We start from the raw sequence: 19,850 nt of genomic DNA, 5'->3' as shown, positions 1-19,850 counted from the left end.
ACTCCTTAACGATCTTTCGGGTCGAGGGCGTCACGCAGGCCATCGCCGATAAAGTTGAAACAGAACAGAGTGACAACCAGGAAACCCGCCGGGAACAGCAGCAACCACGGTGAAACTTCCATTGAGTTGGCGCCGTCGCTGAGCAATGCGCCCCAACTGCTGAGCGGCTCCTGCGTGCCCAGCCCCAGGAAACTGAGGAAGGATTCGAACAGGATCATGCTCGGCACCAGCAGCGACGCATACACCACCACCACGCCGAGCACGTTCGGCACGATATGGCGCAGCACGATATTGCGCGTGGAGACGCCGCACACCAGCGCCGCTTCGATGAATTCCTTACGCTTCAGGCCGAGGGTTTGGCCGCGCACGATACGCGCCATATCCAGCCACGACACCATGCCGATCGCCACGAAGATGAGCAGGATGTTCTGGCCGAAGAAGGTCACCAGCAGGATCACGAAGAACATGAACGGGAAGGAGTTGAGGATCTCCAGCAGGCGCATCATCACCGAGTCGACCTTGCCGCCCAGATAGCCGGACATTGCGCCGTACAGGGTGCCCACCACCACCGCCACCAGCGCCGCCGCCACGCCGACCATCAGCGAGATGCGCCCGCCGATCGCCACGCGCACCAGCAGATCGCGCCCGGAGGAGTCAGTGCCGAAATAGTGCCCCGATTCCACGCTTGGGGCGGCGGACATCATCGCCCAGTCGGTATCGTCGTAGGCAAACTGCGACAGCATCGGCGCCAGCGCCACAAACAGCGTGATCAGCACCAGAATAAACAGGCTGCTGACCGCCGCGCGGTTGTGCATAAAGCGCCGACGCGCGTCTTGCCACAGGCTGCGCCCTTCCACTTCCAGCTTCTCGCTGAAGTTTTCCAGAGCTTCGCTGTTCTTTTTAGTCAACATCATTCGCGTGCTCCAGATTAATAACGGATTTTCGGATCGATGACCGCATACAGCACATCGACGATCGCGTTGAACAGAATGGTCAGGGCGCCCACCAGAATGGTCAGGCTCAGCACCAGGGAGTAGTCGCGGTTCAGCGCGCCGTTAACGAACAGCTGGCCGATCCCCGGCAGACCGTAGATGGTTTCGATCACCATCGATCCGGTGATGATACCGACGAACGCCGGCCCCATGTAGGACAGCACCGGCAGCAGCGCCGGCTTCAGCGCGTGGCGGAAAATGATGCGACGCATCGGCAAGCCTTTGGCGCGCGCGGTACGGATGAAGTTGGAGTGCAGCACTTCAATCATCGAGCCACGCGTGATACGGGCGATGCTGGCGATATAGGCCAGCGACAGCGCCACCATCGGCAGGATGATGAATTTAGGCGCGCCGCCGTTCCAGCCACCGCCCGGCAGCCATTTCAGCGTGATGGCGAAGATCAGCACCAGCAGCGGCGCCACCACGAAACTGGGTATCACCACCCCGGTCATGGCGAACCCCATCACCGTGTAGTCCCATTTGGTGTTCTGATTCAGCGCGGCAATCACGCCTGCGCTCACCCCCAGCACCACCGCCAGCAGAAACGCGGCCAGGCCGAGTTTGGCGGACACCGGGAAAGAGCTGGCGACCAGATCGTTCACCGAATAGTCCTTGTATTTAAAGGACGGGCCGAAGTCTCCCTGCGCAAGCTGCGCCAGATAATGACCGTACTGTTTCCAGATCGGGTCGTTCAAATGATATTTGGCTTCGATGTTCGCCATAACTTCCGGCGGCAATGCGCGTTCCCCGGTAAATGGACTGCCGGGTGCCAGGCGCATCATGAAGAATGAGATGGTGATAAGGATAAATAGTGTCGGGATCGCTTCCAACAAGCGACGAAGTATAAATTTAAGCATTGCCCTAACCCTGTGCGACAGCCTGATGACGGCTTATTATTCTCAACATGGGCCGGCGGCCTGCGCCGCCGGCTCTTACCGTATCAATGCTTGATGATGTACAGGTTTTTGTCGTACACGTTATCAAGCGGGTCTTTGCCGGTGTAACCACCGACGTAAGGTTTCACCAAACGGGCGTTCACATAGTAATACAGCGGAACGATGGCGGAATCTTTGTCCAGCTGAACTTCCGCTTTCTGATACAGCTCGGCGCGCTCGTCTTTGGTCTTCGCGGTCAACACGTTGGCCATCAGCTTGTCGAACTCGGCGCTCTTGTAGTGCGGGGTGTTACTGCTGCTGTCGGACAGCATCATGTTCAGGAACGAGCTCGGCTCGTTGTAGTCGGCACACCAGCCGGCGCGCGCCACGTCATAGGTGCCCTGATGACGGGTATCCAGGAAGGTTTTCCACTCCTGGTTCACCAGCTTCACGTCCACGCCCAGGTTTTTCTTCCAGATGGAGGCCGCGGCGATCGCCAGCTTCTTGTGCAGATCGGAGGTGTTGTACAACAGGGAGAAGGTCAGCGGTTTGCCCGGGCCGTAGCCGGCGTCGGCCAGCAGTTTCTTCGCCACTTCGTTGCGTTTTTCCTGCGTCCAGCCGAACCACTCCGGTGCGGTCAGCTTGGCACCGTCGGTGTATGGCGGCGTAAAGCTGTAGGCCGGCAGGTCGCCCTGGTTTTTCACCTTGTTGACGATGATGTCGCGGTCCATGCCCAGCTTCAGCGCTTCACGCACGCGCGCATCGGTGAACGGCGCCTTCTGGTTGTTGATTTCGTAGTAATAGGTGCACAGGTAAGGATCGACATGCACCTCTTTCGGGATCTCTTTCTTCAGCTTCTGGAACAGTTCGATCGGCATGTTGTTGTAGGTCATGTCGATTTCACCGGTGCGGTAGCGGTTAACGTCGGTCACTTCCGACGAAATAGGCAGGAACGTCACTTTATTGATGATGGTTTTGGCGTTATCCCAATATTCCGGGTTGCGTTCCAGTACGATGCGTTCGTTGACAATCCAGTCTTTCAGTTTGTAAGCGCCGTTGCTGACGTAGTTGGCCGGCAGCGTCCACTTCTCGCCAAACTTCTCTACCGCGTCTTTGTAAACCGGCTTCATGGCGTAGTGCGGGGTCATTTCAACCAGATAAGGCACCGGCTCGCTCAGGGTCACCTGGAAGGTGTGGTCGTCGATGGCCTTCACGCCCAGCGTCGACTTGTCTTTTTTACCGGCGATGATGTCATCGACGTTTTCCACATGGGCGTACTGCAGGTAGCTGGCGTAAGGCGACGCGGTTTTCGGATCCACCACGCGCTGCCAGCTGTAGACGAAATCTTGCGCCGTCACCGGCTTGCCGTTGGACCATTTTGCGTCTTTACGCAGGTGGAAGGTCCAGACTTTGAAATCCTTGTTATCCCAGCTTTCCGCGACGCCTGGCACGATGGAACCGTCCGGGCTGTTGTTCGCCAGGCCTTCCATCAGGTCGCGCGTGACGTTGTTTTCCGGCACGCCCTCGATCTTGTGCGGATCCAGCGACTGCACTTCGGAACCGTTGTTTTTGACGATTTCTTGCTTGTCGGCCAGCTGCACGCCCGCCGGGACGTCAGCGGCGAAAGCGCTGGTGGTTGCTGTGATACCCAGCGCGGCGATGACGCCAGCGGCAATGAGCGTTTTCTTCGTGATGTTGGTCATACTTATCGACTCCAGTTTTTTATTATCACAGGCTCTTCGTGGAACCCGCGTTGCCCGTAAGCGGACTTTGTTTTCCCGCCGCCGCGGAACGAATGCGGCGGCCGGCCTTCCCTATATTCCCCTGCCCCTCGGCGTGAGGAATACCCCTTTACTGATTGATAATGTAAAGATTTTTAACGTCGGTATAGTCCAGCGGATCTTTGCCGGTGAACCCACCCACCGTCGGCTTGATCAAACGCGCGCTGACGCGGTAATAAACCGGGACCAACGCGGAGTCTTTGTCCAGCTGCGCTTCCGCCTGCTGATAGAGCGCGGCGCGCGCGGCCTCATCCGGCGCCTTCAGCGTGGCGGCCATGATGGCGTCGAACGCCGGGCTCTTGTAGAACACGGTATTGATGCTGCTGTTGGACAGAACCAGGTTCAGGAACGCGCTGGGTTCGTTGTAATCCCCGCACCAGGTGGCACGCGCCACGTCGTATTGCCCCTGATGGCGGCTCTCCAGCGAAGTTTTCCATTCCTGGTTGCGCAGCGTGACCTCGGCGCCCAGGTTCTTCTTCCACATCGACGCGGCAGCGATCGCCTGTTGTTTGTTTTGATCGGAGGTGTTGTACAGCAGCGAGAACTTCAGCGGCTTGGCGTCGCTGTAGCCCGCTTCCGCCAGCAGTTTCCTGGCTTCGGCGTTGCGTTGCTCCTGACTCCAGCCGGCCCACGCAGGCTGAGTGAAGCTGGCGCCTTCCGTGAAGGTTGGCGTGAAGCTGTAGGCCGGGATTTGCCCCTGGCCCATGATCTTGTTGGCGATAATGTCGCGATCCAGCGTCATCTTCACCGCCGTACGCACGCGCGGATCGGTGAACGGCGCCCGCTTGTTATTGAGCTCGTAATAGAAGGTGCACAGATAAGGGTTAACGTGCAACTGCTCGGGCATTTCGCGTTTCATCTTGACGTACAGGTACGGCGGAATGGCGCTGTTGGTGATGTCGATCTCGCCGCTGCGGAAGCGGTTGACGTCGCTGACCTCCGAGGTAATCGGCAGGAAGGTCGCCTGATTGATCACCGTTTGCTTGTTGTTCCAGTAGCTCGGGCTGCGCTCCAGCACAATGCGCTCGTTCACCACCCACTCTTTCAGGCGGTAAGCGCCGTTGCCGACATAGTTGGCGGGCAGCGTCCATTTATCGCCGAATTTCTCCACCACCGCCCGTTTCACCGGTTTGAGCGACGTGTGGCTCAGCATGCTGATGAAATACGGCACCGGTTCGCTCAGGGTCACCTGCAGCGTCTGGTCGTCCAGCGCCTTAACGCCGAGGGTCTGCGGGCTCTTCTTCCCGGTCAGGATGTCGTCGATATTCTCGACTTTGGTGTATTGCAGGTAGCTGGCATAGGGCGAAGCGATTTTCGGATCGGCCAGACGCTGCCAGCTGTAGACGAAGTCTTGCGCGGTCACCGGGCTGCCGTCGCTCCACACCGCGCCGGGGCGCAGGTGGAAGGTCCACTGCTGATAATTCTGGTTTTCCCAGCTTGTCGCCGCCGCCGGCACCACATGCCCGTTGGCGTCGGTGCTCACCAGCCCTTCCAGCAGGTTAAGAATGATATTGCTTTCCGGTACGCCCTCAACCTTATGCGGATCCAATGAAGCCACTTCGCTACCGTTGTTGATCACAATATTCTGCTGCTGCGCCAATTGGACGCCGGCCGGAACCTCTGCCGCCAAACTGCTATTTACGGCACCGGCGCCCAGCGCGCCGCTAATCAACAAGGTCAAAGAAGTACGCTTCAGGGTTTGCTGCATAATCGAGGCTCCTTTTCACCGACAAGCATCGCTTATCGAAGTTTGTGAAGTGTTTATAAGAATTCTAAATAAACGGATACCAGCAAAAATCATTCCCGTTTTTGTGGCGCATTTCAGTTAATTGACCACGGGAAAGTTGCTCGGAAATTAGCAGAAGCCAAATTCCATAGCCAATAAATTTTACGAAAATGTTAAGCAATTCTCTTTTATCGCACGAAGCCCAATCCGGCCCCCAAGATAGAAGGCAGGAAAAATCGAGATCATCAGTATGATTTTAAAGACAAAAAAACCACATTCATTTCAATTGAAACCATCAGCACGATCTCACTGCTGCAAAAAGAAACATTCAGTTAACAATCCAACCATTCAAAGAACAAACACCTGCCTATGTGCGGTTAATCACTAATAACACCTGGATGAAAGTGAGACAAGCCCCACAGAATGATGTGACTAATTTAACAACAGCGTGACCGTTTAGCGGGGGCGAAATGGGCAGAAATGGGGGAGGAAAAGTGATTGAAATAACGCTTAGCGTTTTTTTTGAGCAACAACATGAGATTTATGCAACATAAGAGTGCAACCGCATAAATTTTATTCATCCTGTGCACTATAATAATGCGAGCCAATAAATAATTTAAACTTTAAAATTAATTTTAGCCGCGCTAACGCGAAAAGTGCGCGGCTAAACAAGGCGTATTACAACAGGCCGGGGAATATCGCCTTAATGCCGGTAACGATAAACTCGATGCCGAGCGCCATCAGCAGCAGACCCATGATACGGGTGATCACGTTGATGCCGGTCTGCCCCAGCAAACGCACCAACAGCGGCGCGGCGCGGAACAATAGCCAGCAGCAAAAGGCGAACAAGGCGATCGCGACCGTAAAACCGAGCAGGCTTTGCCAGTTGTGATAACGGGAGCTCCACACGATGGTAGAACTGATCGCCCCCGGCCCCGCCATCAGCGGCAGCGCTAACGGCACCACGCCGATGCTTTCGCGGATCGCGCTCTCCGACTTCTCCTGTTTGTTCTGTTTGTCTTCCCCCAGCTTGCCGCTGATCATCGACATGGCGATGGTCACCACCAGAATACCGCCGGCGATGCGGAACGAATCGATAGAGATGCCGAACATCCGCAAGATCCCTTCCCCCAGGAACAGCGAGGTCCACAGAATGATGGCGACCGACAGGTTGGCGGTCAGGTTGGTTTTATTGCGCCCCGCTTCCGCCTGGTAACTGGTCATGCTGATGAACACCGGCAAAATGCCCACCGGGTTGACCAGTGCAAACAGACCGACAAAGAACTTGATAAAGCCGGAAAGATCCAACAGAGATTGGCCCACAGATGGCTCCGCGTTAAGTACTATAAAAAGGTGTGCTGCCTATGCGCGCTAATGTAATGGAATTGCCGCGGGTAATCCATCCGGCCAGAGCAGCATTTTTGACTGTCAGCAAGTTATGCAGCGAAACAAATGCCCTTTGTTAAAGTGATGTATGGCCTTTTGATTTTTTATGTTGAAAAAAGAGTCATTGCTCACAGTTATCAAGAATGATTCCCAACACCCGCAAGCTGAAAGGTGTCAGCTTGCAGTTTTCATGATTTAGATCACAAATCAACTACCCAACAGTGGGTAAGCTCTTAGTCGTAGGCAGGGAGTAGAACAAAGTGGGTGGCCACATCGCCGATTCCGTTCTCCTCACGGTCTGCCCCTCCGGCTGGCGTAGGGTAAAGCTCTTTAAGCAAATCAGCAGCATGCGAAGAAATAACGCGGGAAAGCCCCGGTATTCTCATCACCGTTTATTCCCGTTAGGACTATACTAGTGGCTCGCACGGCTTATTTACTGAAAGAGTTTAACATTATCAGGAGAGCATTATGGCTGTAACGAATGTCGCTGAACTGAACGAGCTTGTCGCACGTGTCAAAAAAGCCCAGCGCGAATATGCCAACTTCACTCAAGAGCAAGTGGATAAAATCTTCCGCGCTGCCGCCCTCGCCGCTGCTGATGCCCGTATCCCGTTGGCCAAAATGGCCGTGGAAGAATCCGGAATGGGTATCGTCGAAGACAAAGTGATCAAAAACCACTTCGCTTCCGAGTACATCTACAACGCCTATAAAGACGAAAAAACCTGTGGCATCCTGTCTGAAGATGACACTTTCGGTACCATCACCATCGCCGAACCTATCGGCCTGATTTGCGGTATCGTTCCTACCACCAACCCAACTTCTACCGCGATCTTCAAAGCGCTGATCAGCCTGAAAACCCGTAACGGCATCATCTTCTCGCCGCACCCGCGTGCGAAGAATGCCACCAATAAAGCCGCCGATATCGTGCTGCAGGCCGCTATCGCCGCCGGCGCGCCAAAAGACATCATCGGTTGGATCGACCAACCGACCGTCGAGCTGTCCAACCAGCTGATGCACCACCCGGCCATCAACCTGATCCTGGCCACCGGTGGCCCGGGCATGGTGAAGGCCGCCTACAGCTCCGGCAAGCCTGCCATCGGCGTCGGTGCCGGTAATACCCCGGTCGTGGTAGACGAAACCGCAGACATCAAGCGCGTGGTCGCCTCTATCCTGATGTCCAAAACCTTCGACAGCGGCGTTATCTGCGCTTCCGAACAGTCGGTCATCGTCGTCGACGCTATTTATGATGCGGTACGCGAACGTTTCGCTTCCCACGGCGGCTATCTGCTGCAGGGTAAAGAACTGAAAGCGGTTCAGGACATCATTCTGAAAAACGGCGGTCTGAACGCGGCCATCGTGGGGCAATCCGCACCGAAAATCGCCGAGATGGCGGGCATCAAAGTGCCGGCCAACACCAAAGTGCTGATCGGCGAAGTGAAGCTGGTCGACGAGTGCGAGCCTTTCGCACATGAAAAACTGTCGCCTACCCTGGCGATGTACCGGGCCAAAGATTTCGAAGACGCCGTCGCCAAAGCTGAGAAACTGGTCGCCATGGGCGGTATCGGCCACACCTCCTGCCTGTACACCGACCAGGATAACCAAACGGCTCGCATCGCCTACTTCGGCGATAAAATGAAAACGGCTCGTATCCTGATCAACACCCCGGCTTCTCAGGGCGGTATCGGCGACCTGTATAACTTCAAACTCGCGCCTTCGCTGACGCTGGGTTGCGGCTCCTGGGGTGGTAACTCCATCTCTGAGAACGTCGGACCTAAACACCTGATCAACAAGAAAACTGTAGCGAAGCGAGCAGAAAACATGTTGTGGCATAAACTTCCGAAATCGATCTACTTCCGCCGGGGCTCGCTGCCTATCGCGCTGGAAGAAGTGGCGACCGACGGGGCAAAACGCGCCTTCATCGTGACCGACCGTTTCCTGTTCAACAACGGCTATGCCGACCAGATCACCAAGGTTCTGAAGTCTCACGGCATCGAAACCGAAGTGTTCTTCGAAGTGGAAGCCGATCCGACGCTGAGCATCGTGCGCAAGGGCGCAGAGCAGATGAACTCCTTCAAGCCGGACGTCATCATCGCGCTGGGCGGCGGTTCGCCGATGGACGCCGCGAAAATCATGTGGGTGCTGTACGAACATCCTGAAACCCACTTCGAGGATCTGGCGCTGCGCTTCATGGACATCCGTAAGCGTATCTACAAGTTCCCGAAAATGGGCGTGAAAGCGAAAATGATCGCCATCACCACCACGTCAGGCACCGGTTCGGAAGTCACGCCGTTTGCCGTCGTAACCGACGACACCACCGGACAGAAATACCCGTTGGCCGACTATGCGCTGACCCCGGACATGGCAATTGTCGATGCCAACCTGGTGATGAACATGCCGAAATCCCTGTGCGCCTTCGGCGGTCTGGATGCGGTCACCCACGCGCTGGAAGCCTACGTTTCGGTGCTGGCGAACGAATACTCCGACGGCCAGGCGTTGCAAGCGCTGAAACTGTTGAAAGAGTATCTGCCGGCCAGCTATAAAGAAGGCGCGAAAAATCCGGTTGCCCGTGAACGTGTGCACAACGCCGCCACCATCGCCGGTATCGCCTTCGCCAACGCCTTCCTCGGGGTCTGTCACTCCATGGCGCACAAGCTGGGTTCGGAGTTCCATATTCCGCACGGCCTGGCCAACGCGATGCTGATTTCCAACGTCATTCGCTACAACGCGAACGACAACCCGACCAAGCAGACGGCCTTCAGCCAGTACGACCGCCCTCAGGCGCGCCGCCGCTACGCTGAAATCGCCGACCACCTCGGCCTGAGCGCACCGGGCGACCGCACTGCGCAGAAGATTGAGAAACTGCTGGCCTGGCTGGACGAGCTGAAAACCGAGTTGGGCATCCCAACCTCCATCCGTGAGGCGGGTGTGCAGGAAGCGGACTTCCTGGCGAAAGTCGACAAGCTGTCGGAAGATGCATTCGACGACCAATGTACCGGCGCCAACCCACGCTATCCGCTGATTGCCGAGCTGAAGCAAATCATGCTGGATACCTTCTACGGCCGCGAATTCAGCGAAGCGGTAGAAGAGGAAGCGGCCGCTCCGGCTGCCGCCAAAGCCGCGGTAAAGAAGCCCAAGAAATAACGGTTCCGTGAACCGATAAAAAAAACCCGCCAAACGGCGGGTTTTTTATTGCGCCTGAGGCGCTGCATTTCGATTCACGCCGCCAAAACGCTTCAGCGGGCTCTGGCGGCATTTTCACCCTTAGTCCAGGGAGTGAATCGCCTCTTTATAATGCTTGCGGCAGACGGAGACATAGCTCTCGTTACCGCCAATCACCACCTGTTCACCGGCATGCATCGCTTTGCCATTCTCGTCCAGTCGCAGCACCATATTGGCTTTGCGCCCGCAGTGACAGATGGTTTTCAATTCCACCAGCTTATCGGCCCAGGCCAGCAAATATTGGCTGCCGGTAAACAACTCACCGAGAAAATCGGTGCGCAGGCCGTAACACAATACGGGAATGTCCAGTTGGTCCACCACATCGCACAATTGCTCAACCTGCGCTTTGGTCAGGAACTGGCTTTCATCGAGCAGCACACAATGCACCTGCTGCTGTTGATGCTCTTGCTGAATCATGGCGAAGAGCATTGAGTCGTTGTTATAGAGCTGGGCCTGTGAAGATAACCCGATGCGCGAGCTGACTTTGCCTACGCCATAGCGGTGATCGATCTCCGCGGTGAACACCAGCGTGCGCATACCACGCTCTTGATAGTTATATGAAGACTGTAGCAGCGCGGTAGACTTGCCGGCATTCATCGCAGAGTAATAAAAATAAAGTTGAGCCATGGCCCCGCCACTCCGATGGTATAAGAAATATTCAAATGTTGATTAGGACGGTGAGTGTACCATAACCCGACCCCCGGCTCAGCCCAAAGCGAACGAATATTGCGTTCGCCGTAATAATGCGCTTTCAAGCGAAACATATCGTTCTGTCGGCATGTTCTTTTTACAGCTATTTACAGGATAATGTATGCCTGTCATCACTATTAATTCTTGCTAATGGTTAGCCCCGGGCATTTGCCCATTAATGCATAGCCGCCCTTTCCCCTCCGCAGGCGCTGTAGCTGCGGCGGAACGCCTGTCTATTTATAGGTGAGGCCAATAACGGGCATTTAATCGCCTTCGCCGACGCCCCGACGTTACCTGACGCAATCTTTACCTATATACCCCTATTGTTTACAATGTCTGCCTTGCCATGGCGTGATTAAGCCCACAGAACCCATTGTAATATTGATATAAATTACGGCGATAACTTATCGATGAAAGCCTTGCGACACGCGCCCTTTAAAGCCTGTCTGCTGAAATTTTGACTTAAGCTCGATGAAGGTAATAGTTAACAGGCCTTCCTATTATTTGTCGGACTGATCCGATTAACGGTTTTTTTAAAGGTAAATTTGAGTATTCAAGTCAATTTGGCTATTGCAGAAAAGAAAAGAGCACTCTATTATTATCGAGACGCCCCCCACCAATATAATTTGAGACTAGGACAATGAGCGAAGCATTAAAGATTTTGAACAACATCCGCACCCTGCGCGCCCAGGCAAGAGAATGCACTCTGGAAACGCTGGAAGAAATGCTCGAGAAACTGGAAGTTGTTGTGAACGAACGTCGCGAAGAAGACAGCCAGGCTCAAGCAGAAATCGAAGAACGCACTCGTAAGCTGCAGCAATACCGCGAAATGCTGATTGCTGACGGTATCGACCCGAATGAGCTGCTGCAAACCATGGCTGCCAACAAGGCTGCCGGTAAAGCAAAACGTGCAGCACGTCCTGCTAAATACCAATATAAAGACGAAAACGGCGAGCTGAAAACCTGGACCGGCCAAGGCCGTACTCCTGCGGTGATTAAGAAAGCTATCGAAGAGCAAGGTAAATCTCTGGACGATTTCCTGCTGTAATAGCGATTCAGTCCGTATCTGAAAGGCTCCCTGCGGGGGCCTTTTCATTTTAAATCTTATCGTTCTGTACCCGCCCTCCTATCCTTTTAGTAAATATCCTAATTCGCTTTTCCTTCGATCATGAAATTTCAGTGAAAAAAAAGGGACCCTAAGGCCCCTGTATCGCATTAAATCTCGTCCAATTATTGAACCTGGTAGAATGCCTTATACCAGTCAACGAAGCGCTTCACGCCCTCTTCAACGCTGGTTTCCGGTTTAAAACCAATGTCACGATAAAGCTCTTCCGTATCTGCGCTGGTATCCATCACGTCGCCAGGCTGCATCGGCAGCATATTCTTACGGGCGGTCACCCCCAATGCCTGCTCCAACGCACGGATATATTCCATCAGTTTAACAGGCGTGTTATTGCCGATATTATAAACATGATACGGTGCGGAACTGGTCGCCGGCGATCCCTGTTCAACGGTCCATGACGGATCCGCCTGCGGAATAACCGCCTGCAGCCGTACAATCGCCTCAGCGATATCATCAATGTAAGTAAAGTCACGGTGCATTTCACCGTGGTTATATACATCGATGCTCTCCCCCGCCAATATGGCCTTGGTGAATTTGAACAGCGCCATATCCGGACGCCCCCAAGGGCCATATACGGTAAAGAATCGCAGCCCCGTCGTCGGGAGACCGTATAAATGGGAGTAGCTGTGTGCCATCAGCTCATTGGCCTTTTTCGTTGCCGCATACAATGACACCGGATGATCAACCGAATCTTCGGTCGCAAACGGCAGCTTGCGATTCAGGCCATATACCGAACTGGAAGAGGCGTAGAGTAAATGCTCGACTTTATTATGACGGCAGCCTTCCAGAACGTTTAAATGGCCGATCAGGTTAGCATCCGCATAAGCCAACGGATTGACCAGCGAATAACGTACGCCGGCTTGAGCCCCCAAATGAATGACTCGTTGGAACTGATGCTCGGCGAACAATGCCGCCATCCCTTCACGATCGGCCAAATCCAGCTTGATAAAGCGGAATCCCGGCTTATCCGCCAGTCTGTCCAGACGGGCCGTTTTCAGGCCCACGTCATAATAGTCGTTCAGGTTATCAATGCCGACAACCTGATGACCGGCGGTCAACAAACGCTCTGCAACGTGATAGCCAATAAATCCTGCGGCGCCTGTAACCAGGAATTTCATGCCCACTCCTTAAATAACCGGTTTAATCGAGGCGCCGCGGCCAATCGCGTAGTAGGTAAAGCCGCGATTCTCCAAACGCTCCGGATCGTACAGGTTACGTCCATCGAAGATCACCGGCTGCTTCAGTTCACTTTTGATCACGTCGAAGTCCGGTGCGCGGAAATTCTGCCATTCGGTGCAGATCACCAGAGCATCGGCGCCGTGCAGCGCAGCCTCTTTGGTACCCATCAGCTTCAAGTCGTCACGCTGGCCATAGATGCGTTGGACTTCGTTCATTGCTTCCGGGTCGTAGGCTTGAACGGTGGCGCCGGCAGCCCACAGTTGCTCCATCAGCACGCGGCTGGACGCTTCACGCATGTCATCGGTATTCGGCTTGAACGCCAGGCCCCACAGCGCGAAGGTTTTGCCCTTCAGATCGCTGCCGAAGTAGTCTTTGATAAAGCTGTTCAGCTTGTCTTTCTGTTGGTAGTTGACCTGCTCAACCGCCTGCAGCAGCTTCGGTTGGTAACCGATCTGCTCCGCCGTGCGGATCAACGCCTGGACATCTTTCGGGAAGCAAGAACCACCGTAGCCGCAGCCAGGGTAGATGAAGTGATAACCGATGCGTGAGTCGGAACCGATGCCCTGACGCACTTTCTCAATGTCCGCCCCCAGCATTTCCGCCAGGTTGGACATTTCGTTCATAAAGCTGATCTTGGTCGCCAGCATGCAGTTGGCGGCATACTTGGTCAGCTCTGCGCTACGGATATCCATCATGATCATACGATCGTGATTGCGGTTAAACGGCTCGTACAGCTCGCGAATAGGTTCGATCACATCTTTATTATCGGTACCGATAACGATGCGCTCAGGGCGCATACAGTCTGCTACCGCCGCACCTTCCTTCAGGAATTCCGGGTTAGACACCACGTCGAACGGCACGCTGCTGCCGCGTTTCGCCAGCGTTTCCGCCATCACCTGACGCACTTTGTCCGCCGTGCCGACCGGAACGGTGGACTTGTCGATCACCACTTTACGATCGGTCATGTGCTCGGCGATGGTGCGCGCAACCGCAGTGACATATTTCAGGTCAGCGGAACCATCTTCATCCGGCGGCGTACCGACGGCGATGAACTGGATATTCCCGTGCGCCACGCCCGCTTTGGCATCGGTAGTGAAATGCAGACGGCCGGCCTCATAGTTTTGCTGCACCAGCGGCGTCAGGCCCGGTTCAAAAATCGGGATATTTCCTTTTTTCAGGTTTTCGACTTTTCGCTCATCGACGTCAATGCACATAACGTCATGGCCAACTTCAGCCAGCACGGCGGCCTGCACCAGACCCACATAACCAATACCAAAAACTGTTACTTTCATGTGAAAATCCTAGTTTTTCAAATTAAGACGAAAGATCACTCAATTATTTCTTGTCAGCGGCAACAACCTGTTGCAGCCACTGAGAAAATTCTTTACCGAGGCTGGCATGGCGCATACCGTATTCCACAAATGCCTGCATGTAACCCAGTTTGTTGCCACAATCATGGCTCACGCCTTTCAGGTGATACGCTTCCACCGTTTCCTGCTGCATCAACATTTCGATGCTGTCAGTCAGCTGAATTTCGTCGCCGGCGCCTGGAGGCGTTTTCGCCAACAGCGGCCAAATATCGGCGGACAGCACGTAACGACCGACAATCGCCAGGTTGGAAGGCGCTTTATCCGGCGACGGCTTCTCGACCACGCTGACCATCGGCGCGCTTTCGCCAGGTTGCAGATCGACGCCCTTGCAGTCGGCTACGCCGTAGTTTCCGACATCCTTATGCGGCACGGGTTCAACCATGATCTGGCTGACGCCGGTGGCTTCGAAGCGCTGCAGCATGTCGTGCAGGTTGTCTTTTTTCGGATCGGCGCTGTATTCATCGAGGATCACGTCCGGCAACACCACGGCGACCGGCTCATCGCCCACCATCGGGTAGGCGCACATGATAGCGTGCCCCAGGCCTTTGGCATTCCCCTGGCGGACTTGCATCACGGTAACGCCTTTCGGGCAGATCGACTGCACTTCATCCAGCAATTGGCGCTTGACGCGTTTTTCCAGCATCGCTTCCAGTTCGAAACTGGTATCAAAATGGTTTTCGATCGAGTTTTTGGAGGAGTGAGTGACCAGCACAATCTCGTTAATCCCTGCCGCAATGCACTCATTGACGACGTATTGGATCAGCGGTTTATCAACCAGCGGCAGCATTTCTTTTGGAATGGCTTTGGTGGCCGGTAACATCCGCGTACCCAAGCCTGCAACCGGGATCACGGCTTTTCTGACTTTGCGATTTACAGCAGGCATTATTTCCTCTCTTAAAGCTAAAACGCTCATTTTATGAGCTTGGGCTCGATATAAAAAAAACCTTCGGAGTATACCAGCTTATGCGCGCCGAGCATTAGCCAGAACACAAATAGAAAACATTTAGGACTATTACCCGTTCTGATAATCGGGAGAATAAATAAACGGTTTAATTACCGATAAGTGAATAGCTTAAGATCTCGCCGCTCGGCGCCCGTTATTCAGCGCTCAGCATCAGCCGCAATCGGCCCCCGCGGCCCCACACCTGACATTGCCAGGCGGTGCAACGTTGACTGATCTGGTTCATATAGGTCGCCCCCAGCGTCCCCAGCGGTACGCCGTTGCTCAGCTGAATTTGATTATCCCCGGTATTGACGTTGGCATGCAGCCCGGCGGAGACCAGAATCAGGTTCTTATTTTCGGCGTGGTAATATCCCAGCAACAGTGGGAATTGGCCATCTAATTTCCCCTGCCGCAATAATTGATTAACCTGCTTTAACAATGCTGACATTTGCGGCAGACGATGTTGTTGATTAGCCAGATGGTCTTGCAGCAACCCATTAAATAATGCGCGCAACAGCAATGCCGCCAATACGCCATTATCGCCGGCGCGCGTGACGTCCAGGCAATAGAATGCCAGGTCTTTTTCTGACAACGCGGCAATATCCAGCACCAGACCGGGATTTTCGCCCGTGGTTAACTGCCGATAGTTGATCCGGCAATGTGCAATGGTCTGCTGTACCGGCGGTTGCAGTTGTTTAAGCAGTTTGACGGCTTCGGAAGGGTTTTTGCTCAGCGCATCCCAATCCTGAAACAGCTCAACCTCTTCAATCGCCTGAGAGGTGAACATATTGGGGTATAAACACGCCAGCACCGCTTCACGCAGGCGATTGAGATCGGTCAGGGGCTTCAGCAGGACATCCTGTACGCCCAAGCGCAACACCTTGGCAATGTCGGCCATCTTGTCGGTGGCCGAGATCACCAGCACCGGGATCTGCCCCCCCTGCAAACGCAGGTGCTCAACGAATTCGATACCGCCCATTTCCGGCATCGCGAGATCGCACAGAATCAGATCGGGCTTGAAGTCATCGACGGCACTCAGCGCCTGCAAACCGTTGGTCGCCTCGCCGGTTTCAGCGCCCAGCGAGGTCAAATAACCGACCAGCACGGAACGAAAAACCTGTTCGTCCTCAACGATCAAGATGCGTTTGTGAGTGAGTGGTAATGCCATCAGCCGAGCCTCGTCCCTTTCCATAGTGTAATAGTGGCTCAAAAAGGTCACTTATGCTCGTCTGAATCAGACCGACCGCGCATTGCCAACCAAGAACCGAGAATTATCTATTTTTTATCAACGGCAACAACCGATCCAGTTGTTTTTCCACCGCGAGTAACCCTGCCTCGATCGCTTCATCGGCGCGGTGGAAATCCAGCGTCGAGATTTGCGGGCAAAAAGGTTGGATCAGCACGTCCGGCGGATCGCTCGCCATCCGGTTACGCTTCAGGCGATTTTCCAGCATCTGAATCGAGGTGCCCATAATCTCCATCGCCGTCGGCGCCGTCGTCGGTTTACGCTGTCGCATTCTGCCGACGCGCTCTCTCAGACGCCCGCGCCAGGTATCGGCAGGCGCATCGTCCGAACTTTCGTCCTCAATGCGTACCGAGAACAAATCCTGCTGCATCAGGTGCGCGTCATGCTGCAGATCGACCGCGATGACGATATCGGCACCCAGCGCCCGGCAGAGCGACACCGGCACCGGATTGACCACCGCGCCGTCCACCAGCCAATAGCCGTCGGCCCACACCGGCGCCAGCAGGCCAGGCATGCTGCAGGAAGCGCGCACCGCCTGATGAATATCGCCTTCGGTCAGCCACAGTTCGCGGCCGGTGCTGAGATTGGTCGTCACGGCGCCAAACTTCAGCGCGCATTCGGCAATATCGTTGATCTTCAACAGCTGTCCGACGGCGTTAAACACCCGATCGCCGCGCAACAGGCCACCACGCTGCCAGGAAAAGTCCATCAGACGAATCACGTCCCAATAGCTGAACGACCGCACCCACTGCTCCATCGCCGGCAGGCGATGGCTGGCGAACGCCGCGCCCACTAACGCACCGACAGAGCAGCCGGCAACGATATCGACCTCAATTCCCAGTTTCTTTAACGCATTGATCACGCCGATGTGCGCCCAGCCTTTAGCCGAGCCAGCTCCCAGCGCCAGTCCGATCTTGATTTGCCGCATAGCGCCATCCTCTCGGTAACAGGGGGTATCTGCTTTCAGGGTAGATTGTCACTGACGAATATAGTTAGGTAACATATGCGCTAAATTCATTTTCTGCCTCGTCTTCTCAGGAGTTATTTTGCCCGAATCATGCCCATGCGGCAGCGGACTGGCGTATAACGCATGCTGTGCCCCTTTTATCAGCGGCAACCAACCGGCGCCGACGCCCGGCCAGCTGATGCGTTCACGCTTCACCGCCTACGTGAATCATAACGTCGATTATCTGATCGCTACCTGGCACCCCGACTGCGGCGCCGAAGCCTGGCGCAATGCGATCGTCGACAGCTTTAAAAATACCGAATGGCTGGGCCTGACGATCGTGGAAGAGAAAACCGGCCATGAGCCGGACGAAGGCTTCGTCGAATTCATCGCCCGTTTTACCGATGGCGAAAGCGGCGAACCGCAGGCGATGCATGAGCGCTCGCGCTTCCTTCGTCGCGCTCAACGTTGGTATTATATCGACGGCACCAAACCCCAGCCCGGCAGAAATGCGATTTGTCCCTGTGGCTCAGGGAAAAAATACAAGAAGTGCTGCGGGCGCTAGCCGGCCGGCGCTTCACGTTTACGCCTGCGCAGACAGGCCGTTCAGTATCAGACAGGATCCTCAAACCCATGCCACACCAAAATGTACAACGGAAAGTGTTACGCACCATCTGCCCGGACGCCAAAGGGCTGATCGCCAAGATCACCAACATCTGTTACAAGCACGAACTCAATATCGTTCAGAATAATGAGTTCGTCGATCACCGCACCGGGCGTTTCTTCATGCGTACCGAGCTGGAAGGCATTTTCAACGACAACACGCTGCTGGCCGATCTGGACAGCGCGCTGCCGGAAGGTTCGCTGCGCGAGCTGCACAGCACCGGGCGCCGTCGCATCGTGGTGCTGGTCACCAAAGAGGCCCACTGCCTGGGCGATCTGTTGATGAAAAGCGCCTATGGCGGCCTCGACGTTGAAATCGCCGCCGTGATCGGCAACCACGACACGCTGCAAACGCTGGTGGAACGTTTCGATATTCCTTTCCATCTGGTGAGCCACGAAGGCTTGACGCGTGAACAACACGACCGCGAAATGACGGCCCAGATCGATCAATATCAGCCGGATTACGTGGTGCTGGCCAAATATATGCGCGTGCTGACCCCGGCCTTCGTGCAGCATTATCCGAATCAGGTGATCAACATTCACCATTCGTTCCTGCCGGCGTTTATCGGCGCGCGCCCTTACCACCAGGCCTATGAGCGCGGTGTAAAAATCATCGGCGCCACCGCCCACTATGTTAACGACAATCTCGACGAAGGCCCGATCATCATGCAGGACGTGATCCACGTCGATCACACCTATTCCGCCGAGGATATGATGCGCGCCGGGCGCGACGTAGAGAAAAATGTGCTCAGCCGCGCGCTGTATCAGGTGCTGGCACAGCGCGTCTTCGTCTACGGCAACCGCACCGTTATTCTGTAATCGCTCAATAAATCGGTGCATTTCGTTCATGGATGCACCGTCAAGAATAAAAAAACGGCAAACGATTCATTTTCTGCATTTCAATGCTTTACACATCCGCTTCATTTGATATGATGCGCCCCGCTTACCGAGACAGCGCTCTCGCAAGCAAGGCCAGTTAAATAGCCATGTAATATGGTGGGGTTCCCGAGCGGCCAAAGGGAGCAGACTGTAAATCTGCCGTCACTGACTTCGAAGGTTCGAATCCTTCCCCCACCACCATCTTTTCTCCGCCAGGAGCGAAGAAGCAGTAAAGAAGCCGGCCAGGTTTCTTCCGGATAAAACCGGAGCAACAATTAGTAAATCCATGAATATCATGGTGGGGTTCCCGAGCGGCCAAAGGGAGCAGACTGTAAATCTGCCGTCACAGACTTCGAAGGTTCGAATCCTTCCCCCACCACCATCTATTGCAAAAACTCCCTAAACCGACTTAAAGCACACCGCATCCATATTGCTCCGCACTGGGGAAGGATGAGAAGCTTCGACCAAGGTTCGAGTCTCACGCAGTGAGACAACGCGCTTTAGCGCGGCCCGCAGGGTGAGTCGCACAGCGACGAATCATCCTTCCCCCACCACCATCCCTTTATAGAAAATCCCAAACAAACTTAAAACACATCGCATCCGTAATGCTTCGCACCGGGGAAGGATGAGAAGCTTCGACCAAGGTTCGAGTCTCACGCAGTGAGACAACGCACTTTAGCGCGGCCCGCAGGGTGAGTCGCACAGCGACGAATCATCCTTCCCCCACCACCATCTCTTGCAGAACATTCCCAAATCGACTTAAAGCACATCGCCCCCAATGCTCTCGTATCAATAAAACTCAATTACCCCCCCTTATTCCCCGCGTTCACCT

At 54.7% G+C, this 19,850-nt stretch carries 15 protein-coding genes, 2 tRNA genes and 2 other RNA genes; 8 read left to right on the top strand and 11 right to left on the bottom strand.

Annotated elements, in window-relative coordinates; translation table 11 throughout:
- Positions 1–5 precede the first annotated feature (5 nt).
- The 5 genes from oppC to WCL58_RS01950 all read right to left on the bottom strand — a co-directional run bounded on the left by oppC (position 6) and on the right by WCL58_RS01950 (position 6,697).
- Positions 6–914: an oligopeptide ABC transporter permease OppC gene (gene oppC, locus WCL58_RS01970; protein ID WP_049199092.1), complete on the bottom strand. Its 909-nt coding sequence runs from the start codon at positions 912–914 to the stop codon at positions 6–8.
- 14 nt (positions 915–928) lie between these two features.
- Positions 929–1,849, bottom strand: coding sequence for an oligopeptide ABC transporter permease OppB (gene oppB / locus WCL58_RS01965; protein WP_004932150.1), 921 nt, complete (start codon positions 1,847–1,849; stop codon positions 929–931).
- Positions 1,850–1,932: 83 nt separating this feature from the next.
- The gene (gene oppA / locus WCL58_RS01960) at positions 1,933–3,570 is read right to left on the bottom strand and encodes an oligopeptide ABC transporter substrate-binding protein OppA (protein WP_049199093.1); all 1,638 of its coding nucleotides are present in this window, start codon (positions 3,568–3,570) and stop codon (positions 1,933–1,935) included.
- Positions 3,571–3,718: 148 nt separating this feature from the next.
- A complete protein-coding gene (locus WCL58_RS01955) occupies positions 3,719–5,356 on the bottom strand; it encodes an ABC transporter substrate-binding protein (RefSeq protein ID WP_060423807.1) in 1,638 nt (545 codons plus the stop codon).
- A 696-nt stretch (positions 5,357–6,052) separates the two neighbouring features.
- Positions 6,053–6,697: a YchE family NAAT transporter gene (locus WCL58_RS01950; RefSeq protein ID WP_015378089.1), complete on the bottom strand. Its 645-nt coding sequence runs from the start codon at positions 6,695–6,697 to the stop codon at positions 6,053–6,055.
- A gap of 531 nt (positions 6,698–7,228) precedes the next feature.
- On the opposite strand from WCL58_RS01950, the gene adhE reads away from it, so the two are divergent.
- Positions 7,229–9,901: a bifunctional acetaldehyde-CoA/alcohol dehydrogenase gene (gene adhE, locus WCL58_RS01945; protein ID WP_336850377.1), complete on the top strand. Its 2,673-nt coding sequence runs from the start codon at positions 7,229–7,231 to the stop codon at positions 9,899–9,901.
- Positions 9,902–10,021: 120 nt separating this feature from the next.
- Here adhE and WCL58_RS01940 read toward each other — a convergent pair whose 3' ends face one another.
- Positions 10,022–10,606 (bottom strand): thymidine kinase, encoded by a 585-nt coding sequence (locus WCL58_RS01940; RefSeq protein WP_038877247.1) that lies wholly within the window; start codon positions 10,604–10,606, stop codon positions 10,022–10,024.
- 703 nt (positions 10,607–11,309) lie between these two features.
- Between WCL58_RS01940 and hns the strand changes: the two genes are divergently transcribed.
- Complete coding sequence (hns, locus tag WCL58_RS01935) at positions 11,310–11,717, top strand: histone-like nucleoid-structuring protein H-NS (RefSeq protein ID WP_004932170.1); 408 nt, start codon at positions 11,310–11,312, stop codon at positions 11,715–11,717.
- A gap of 182 nt (positions 11,718–11,899) precedes the next feature.
- Here hns and WCL58_RS01930 read toward each other — a convergent pair whose 3' ends face one another.
- The 5 genes from WCL58_RS01930 to rssA all read right to left on the bottom strand — a co-directional run bounded on the left by WCL58_RS01930 (position 11,900) and on the right by rssA (position 17,458).
- Complete coding sequence (locus WCL58_RS01930; RefSeq protein ID WP_038877245.1) at positions 11,900–12,910, bottom strand: NAD-dependent epimerase; 1,011 nt, start codon at positions 12,908–12,910, stop codon at positions 11,900–11,902.
- A gap of 9 nt (positions 12,911–12,919) precedes the next feature.
- Complete coding sequence (locus WCL58_RS01925; RefSeq protein ID WP_038877243.1) at positions 12,920–14,263, bottom strand: UDP-glucose dehydrogenase family protein; 1,344 nt, start codon at positions 14,261–14,263, stop codon at positions 12,920–12,922.
- A gap of 43 nt (positions 14,264–14,306) precedes the next feature.
- Positions 14,307–15,224 carry a UTP--glucose-1-phosphate uridylyltransferase GalU gene (galU, locus tag WCL58_RS01920; protein ID WP_055312650.1) on the bottom strand — a complete coding sequence of 306 codons (918 nt, stop codon included), beginning with the start codon at positions 15,222–15,224 and terminating at the stop codon, positions 14,307–14,309.
- Positions 15,225–15,438: 214 nt separating this feature from the next.
- Positions 15,439–16,452 carry a two-component system response regulator RssB gene (rssB, locus tag WCL58_RS01915; RefSeq protein ID WP_336850376.1) on the bottom strand — a complete coding sequence of 338 codons (1,014 nt, stop codon included), beginning with the start codon at positions 16,450–16,452 and terminating at the stop codon, positions 15,439–15,441.
- A 103-nt stretch (positions 16,453–16,555) separates the two neighbouring features.
- On the bottom strand, positions 16,556–17,458 hold the full coding sequence (rssA, locus tag WCL58_RS01910) for a patatin-like phospholipase RssA (protein ID WP_047730554.1): 903 nt from the start codon (positions 17,456–17,458) through the stop codon (positions 16,556–16,558).
- A 118-nt stretch (positions 17,459–17,576) separates the two neighbouring features.
- Here rssA and WCL58_RS01905 point away from each other — a divergent pair, with 118 nt between their 5' ends.
- The 6 genes from WCL58_RS01905 (at position 17,577) to WCL58_RS01880 (ending at position 19,750) form a co-directional block, all read left to right on the top strand.
- Complete coding sequence (locus WCL58_RS01905) at positions 17,577–18,041, top strand: YchJ family protein (protein ID WP_336850375.1); 465 nt, start codon at positions 17,577–17,579, stop codon at positions 18,039–18,041.
- A 68-nt stretch (positions 18,042–18,109) separates the two neighbouring features.
- Positions 18,110–18,958 carry a formyltetrahydrofolate deformylase gene (gene purU, locus WCL58_RS01900; RefSeq protein ID WP_060423821.1) on the top strand — a complete coding sequence of 283 codons (849 nt, stop codon included), beginning with the start codon at positions 18,110–18,112 and terminating at the stop codon, positions 18,956–18,958.
- A gap of 176 nt (positions 18,959–19,134) precedes the next feature.
- Positions 19,135–19,219: transfer RNA gene (locus WCL58_RS01895), tRNA-Tyr, on the top strand.
- A 96-nt stretch (positions 19,220–19,315) separates the two neighbouring features.
- Positions 19,316–19,400, top strand: a tRNA-Tyr gene (locus tag WCL58_RS01890).
- A 47-nt stretch (positions 19,401–19,447) separates the two neighbouring features.
- A non-coding RNA gene (locus WCL58_RS01885) (RtT sRNA) lies at positions 19,448–19,575 on the top strand.
- 47 nt (positions 19,576–19,622) lie between these two features.
- Positions 19,623–19,750: non-coding RNA, RtT sRNA (locus tag WCL58_RS01880), on the top strand.
- Positions 19,751–19,850: the final 100 nt, after the last annotated feature.

The organism is Serratia sp. TMDUHS_CL, assembly GCF_037137105.1.
Classification (GTDB): Bacteria; Pseudomonadota; Gammaproteobacteria; order Enterobacterales; family Enterobacteriaceae; genus Serratia; species Serratia nevei.
The sequence above is the reverse complement of the archived record's forward strand: the minus strand, read 5'-3'. Positions and strand labels throughout refer to the sequence as shown.

Bases quoted from the DNA above. Each gene is read 5' to 3' on its own strand.
- oppC (WP_049199092.1), bottom strand. From the start codon at position 914: ATGATGTTGACTAAAAAGAACAGCGAAGCTCTGGAAAACTTCAGCGAG.
- oppB (WP_004932150.1), bottom strand. From the start codon at position 1,849: ATGCTTAAATTTATACTTCGTCGCTTGTTGGAAGCGATCCCGACACTA.
- oppA (WP_049199093.1), bottom strand. From the start codon at position 3,570: ATGACCAACATCACGAAGAAAACGCTCATTGCCGCTGGCGTCATCGCC.
- WCL58_RS01955 (WP_060423807.1), bottom strand. From the start codon at position 5,356: ATGCAGCAAACCCTGAAGCGTACTTCTTTGACCTTGTTGATTAGCGGC.
- adhE (WP_336850377.1), top strand. From the start codon at position 7,229: ATGGCTGTAACGAATGTCGCTGAACTGAACGAGCTTGTCGCACGTGTC.
- WCL58_RS01940 (WP_038877247.1), bottom strand. From the start codon at position 10,606: ATGGCTCAACTTTATTTTTATTACTCTGCGATGAATGCCGGCAAGTCT.
- hns (WP_004932170.1), top strand. From the start codon at position 11,310: ATGAGCGAAGCATTAAAGATTTTGAACAACATCCGCACCCTGCGCGCC.
- WCL58_RS01930 (WP_038877245.1), bottom strand. From the start codon at position 12,910: ATGAAATTCCTGGTTACAGGCGCCGCAGGATTTATTGGCTATCACGTT.
- WCL58_RS01925 (WP_038877243.1), bottom strand. From the start codon at position 14,263: ATGAAAGTAACAGTTTTTGGTATTGGTTATGTGGGTCTGGTGCAGGCC.
- galU (WP_055312650.1), bottom strand. From the start codon at position 15,224: ATGCCTGCTGTAAATCGCAAAGTCAGAAAAGCCGTGATCCCGGTTGCA.
- rssB (WP_336850376.1), bottom strand. From the start codon at position 16,452: ATGGCATTACCACTCACTCACAAACGCATCTTGATCGTTGAGGACGAA.
- rssA (WP_047730554.1), bottom strand. From the start codon at position 17,458: ATGCGGCAAATCAAGATCGGACTGGCGCTGGGAGCTGGCTCGGCTAAA.
- purU (WP_060423821.1), top strand. From the start codon at position 18,110: ATGCCACACCAAAATGTACAACGGAAAGTGTTACGCACCATCTGCCCG.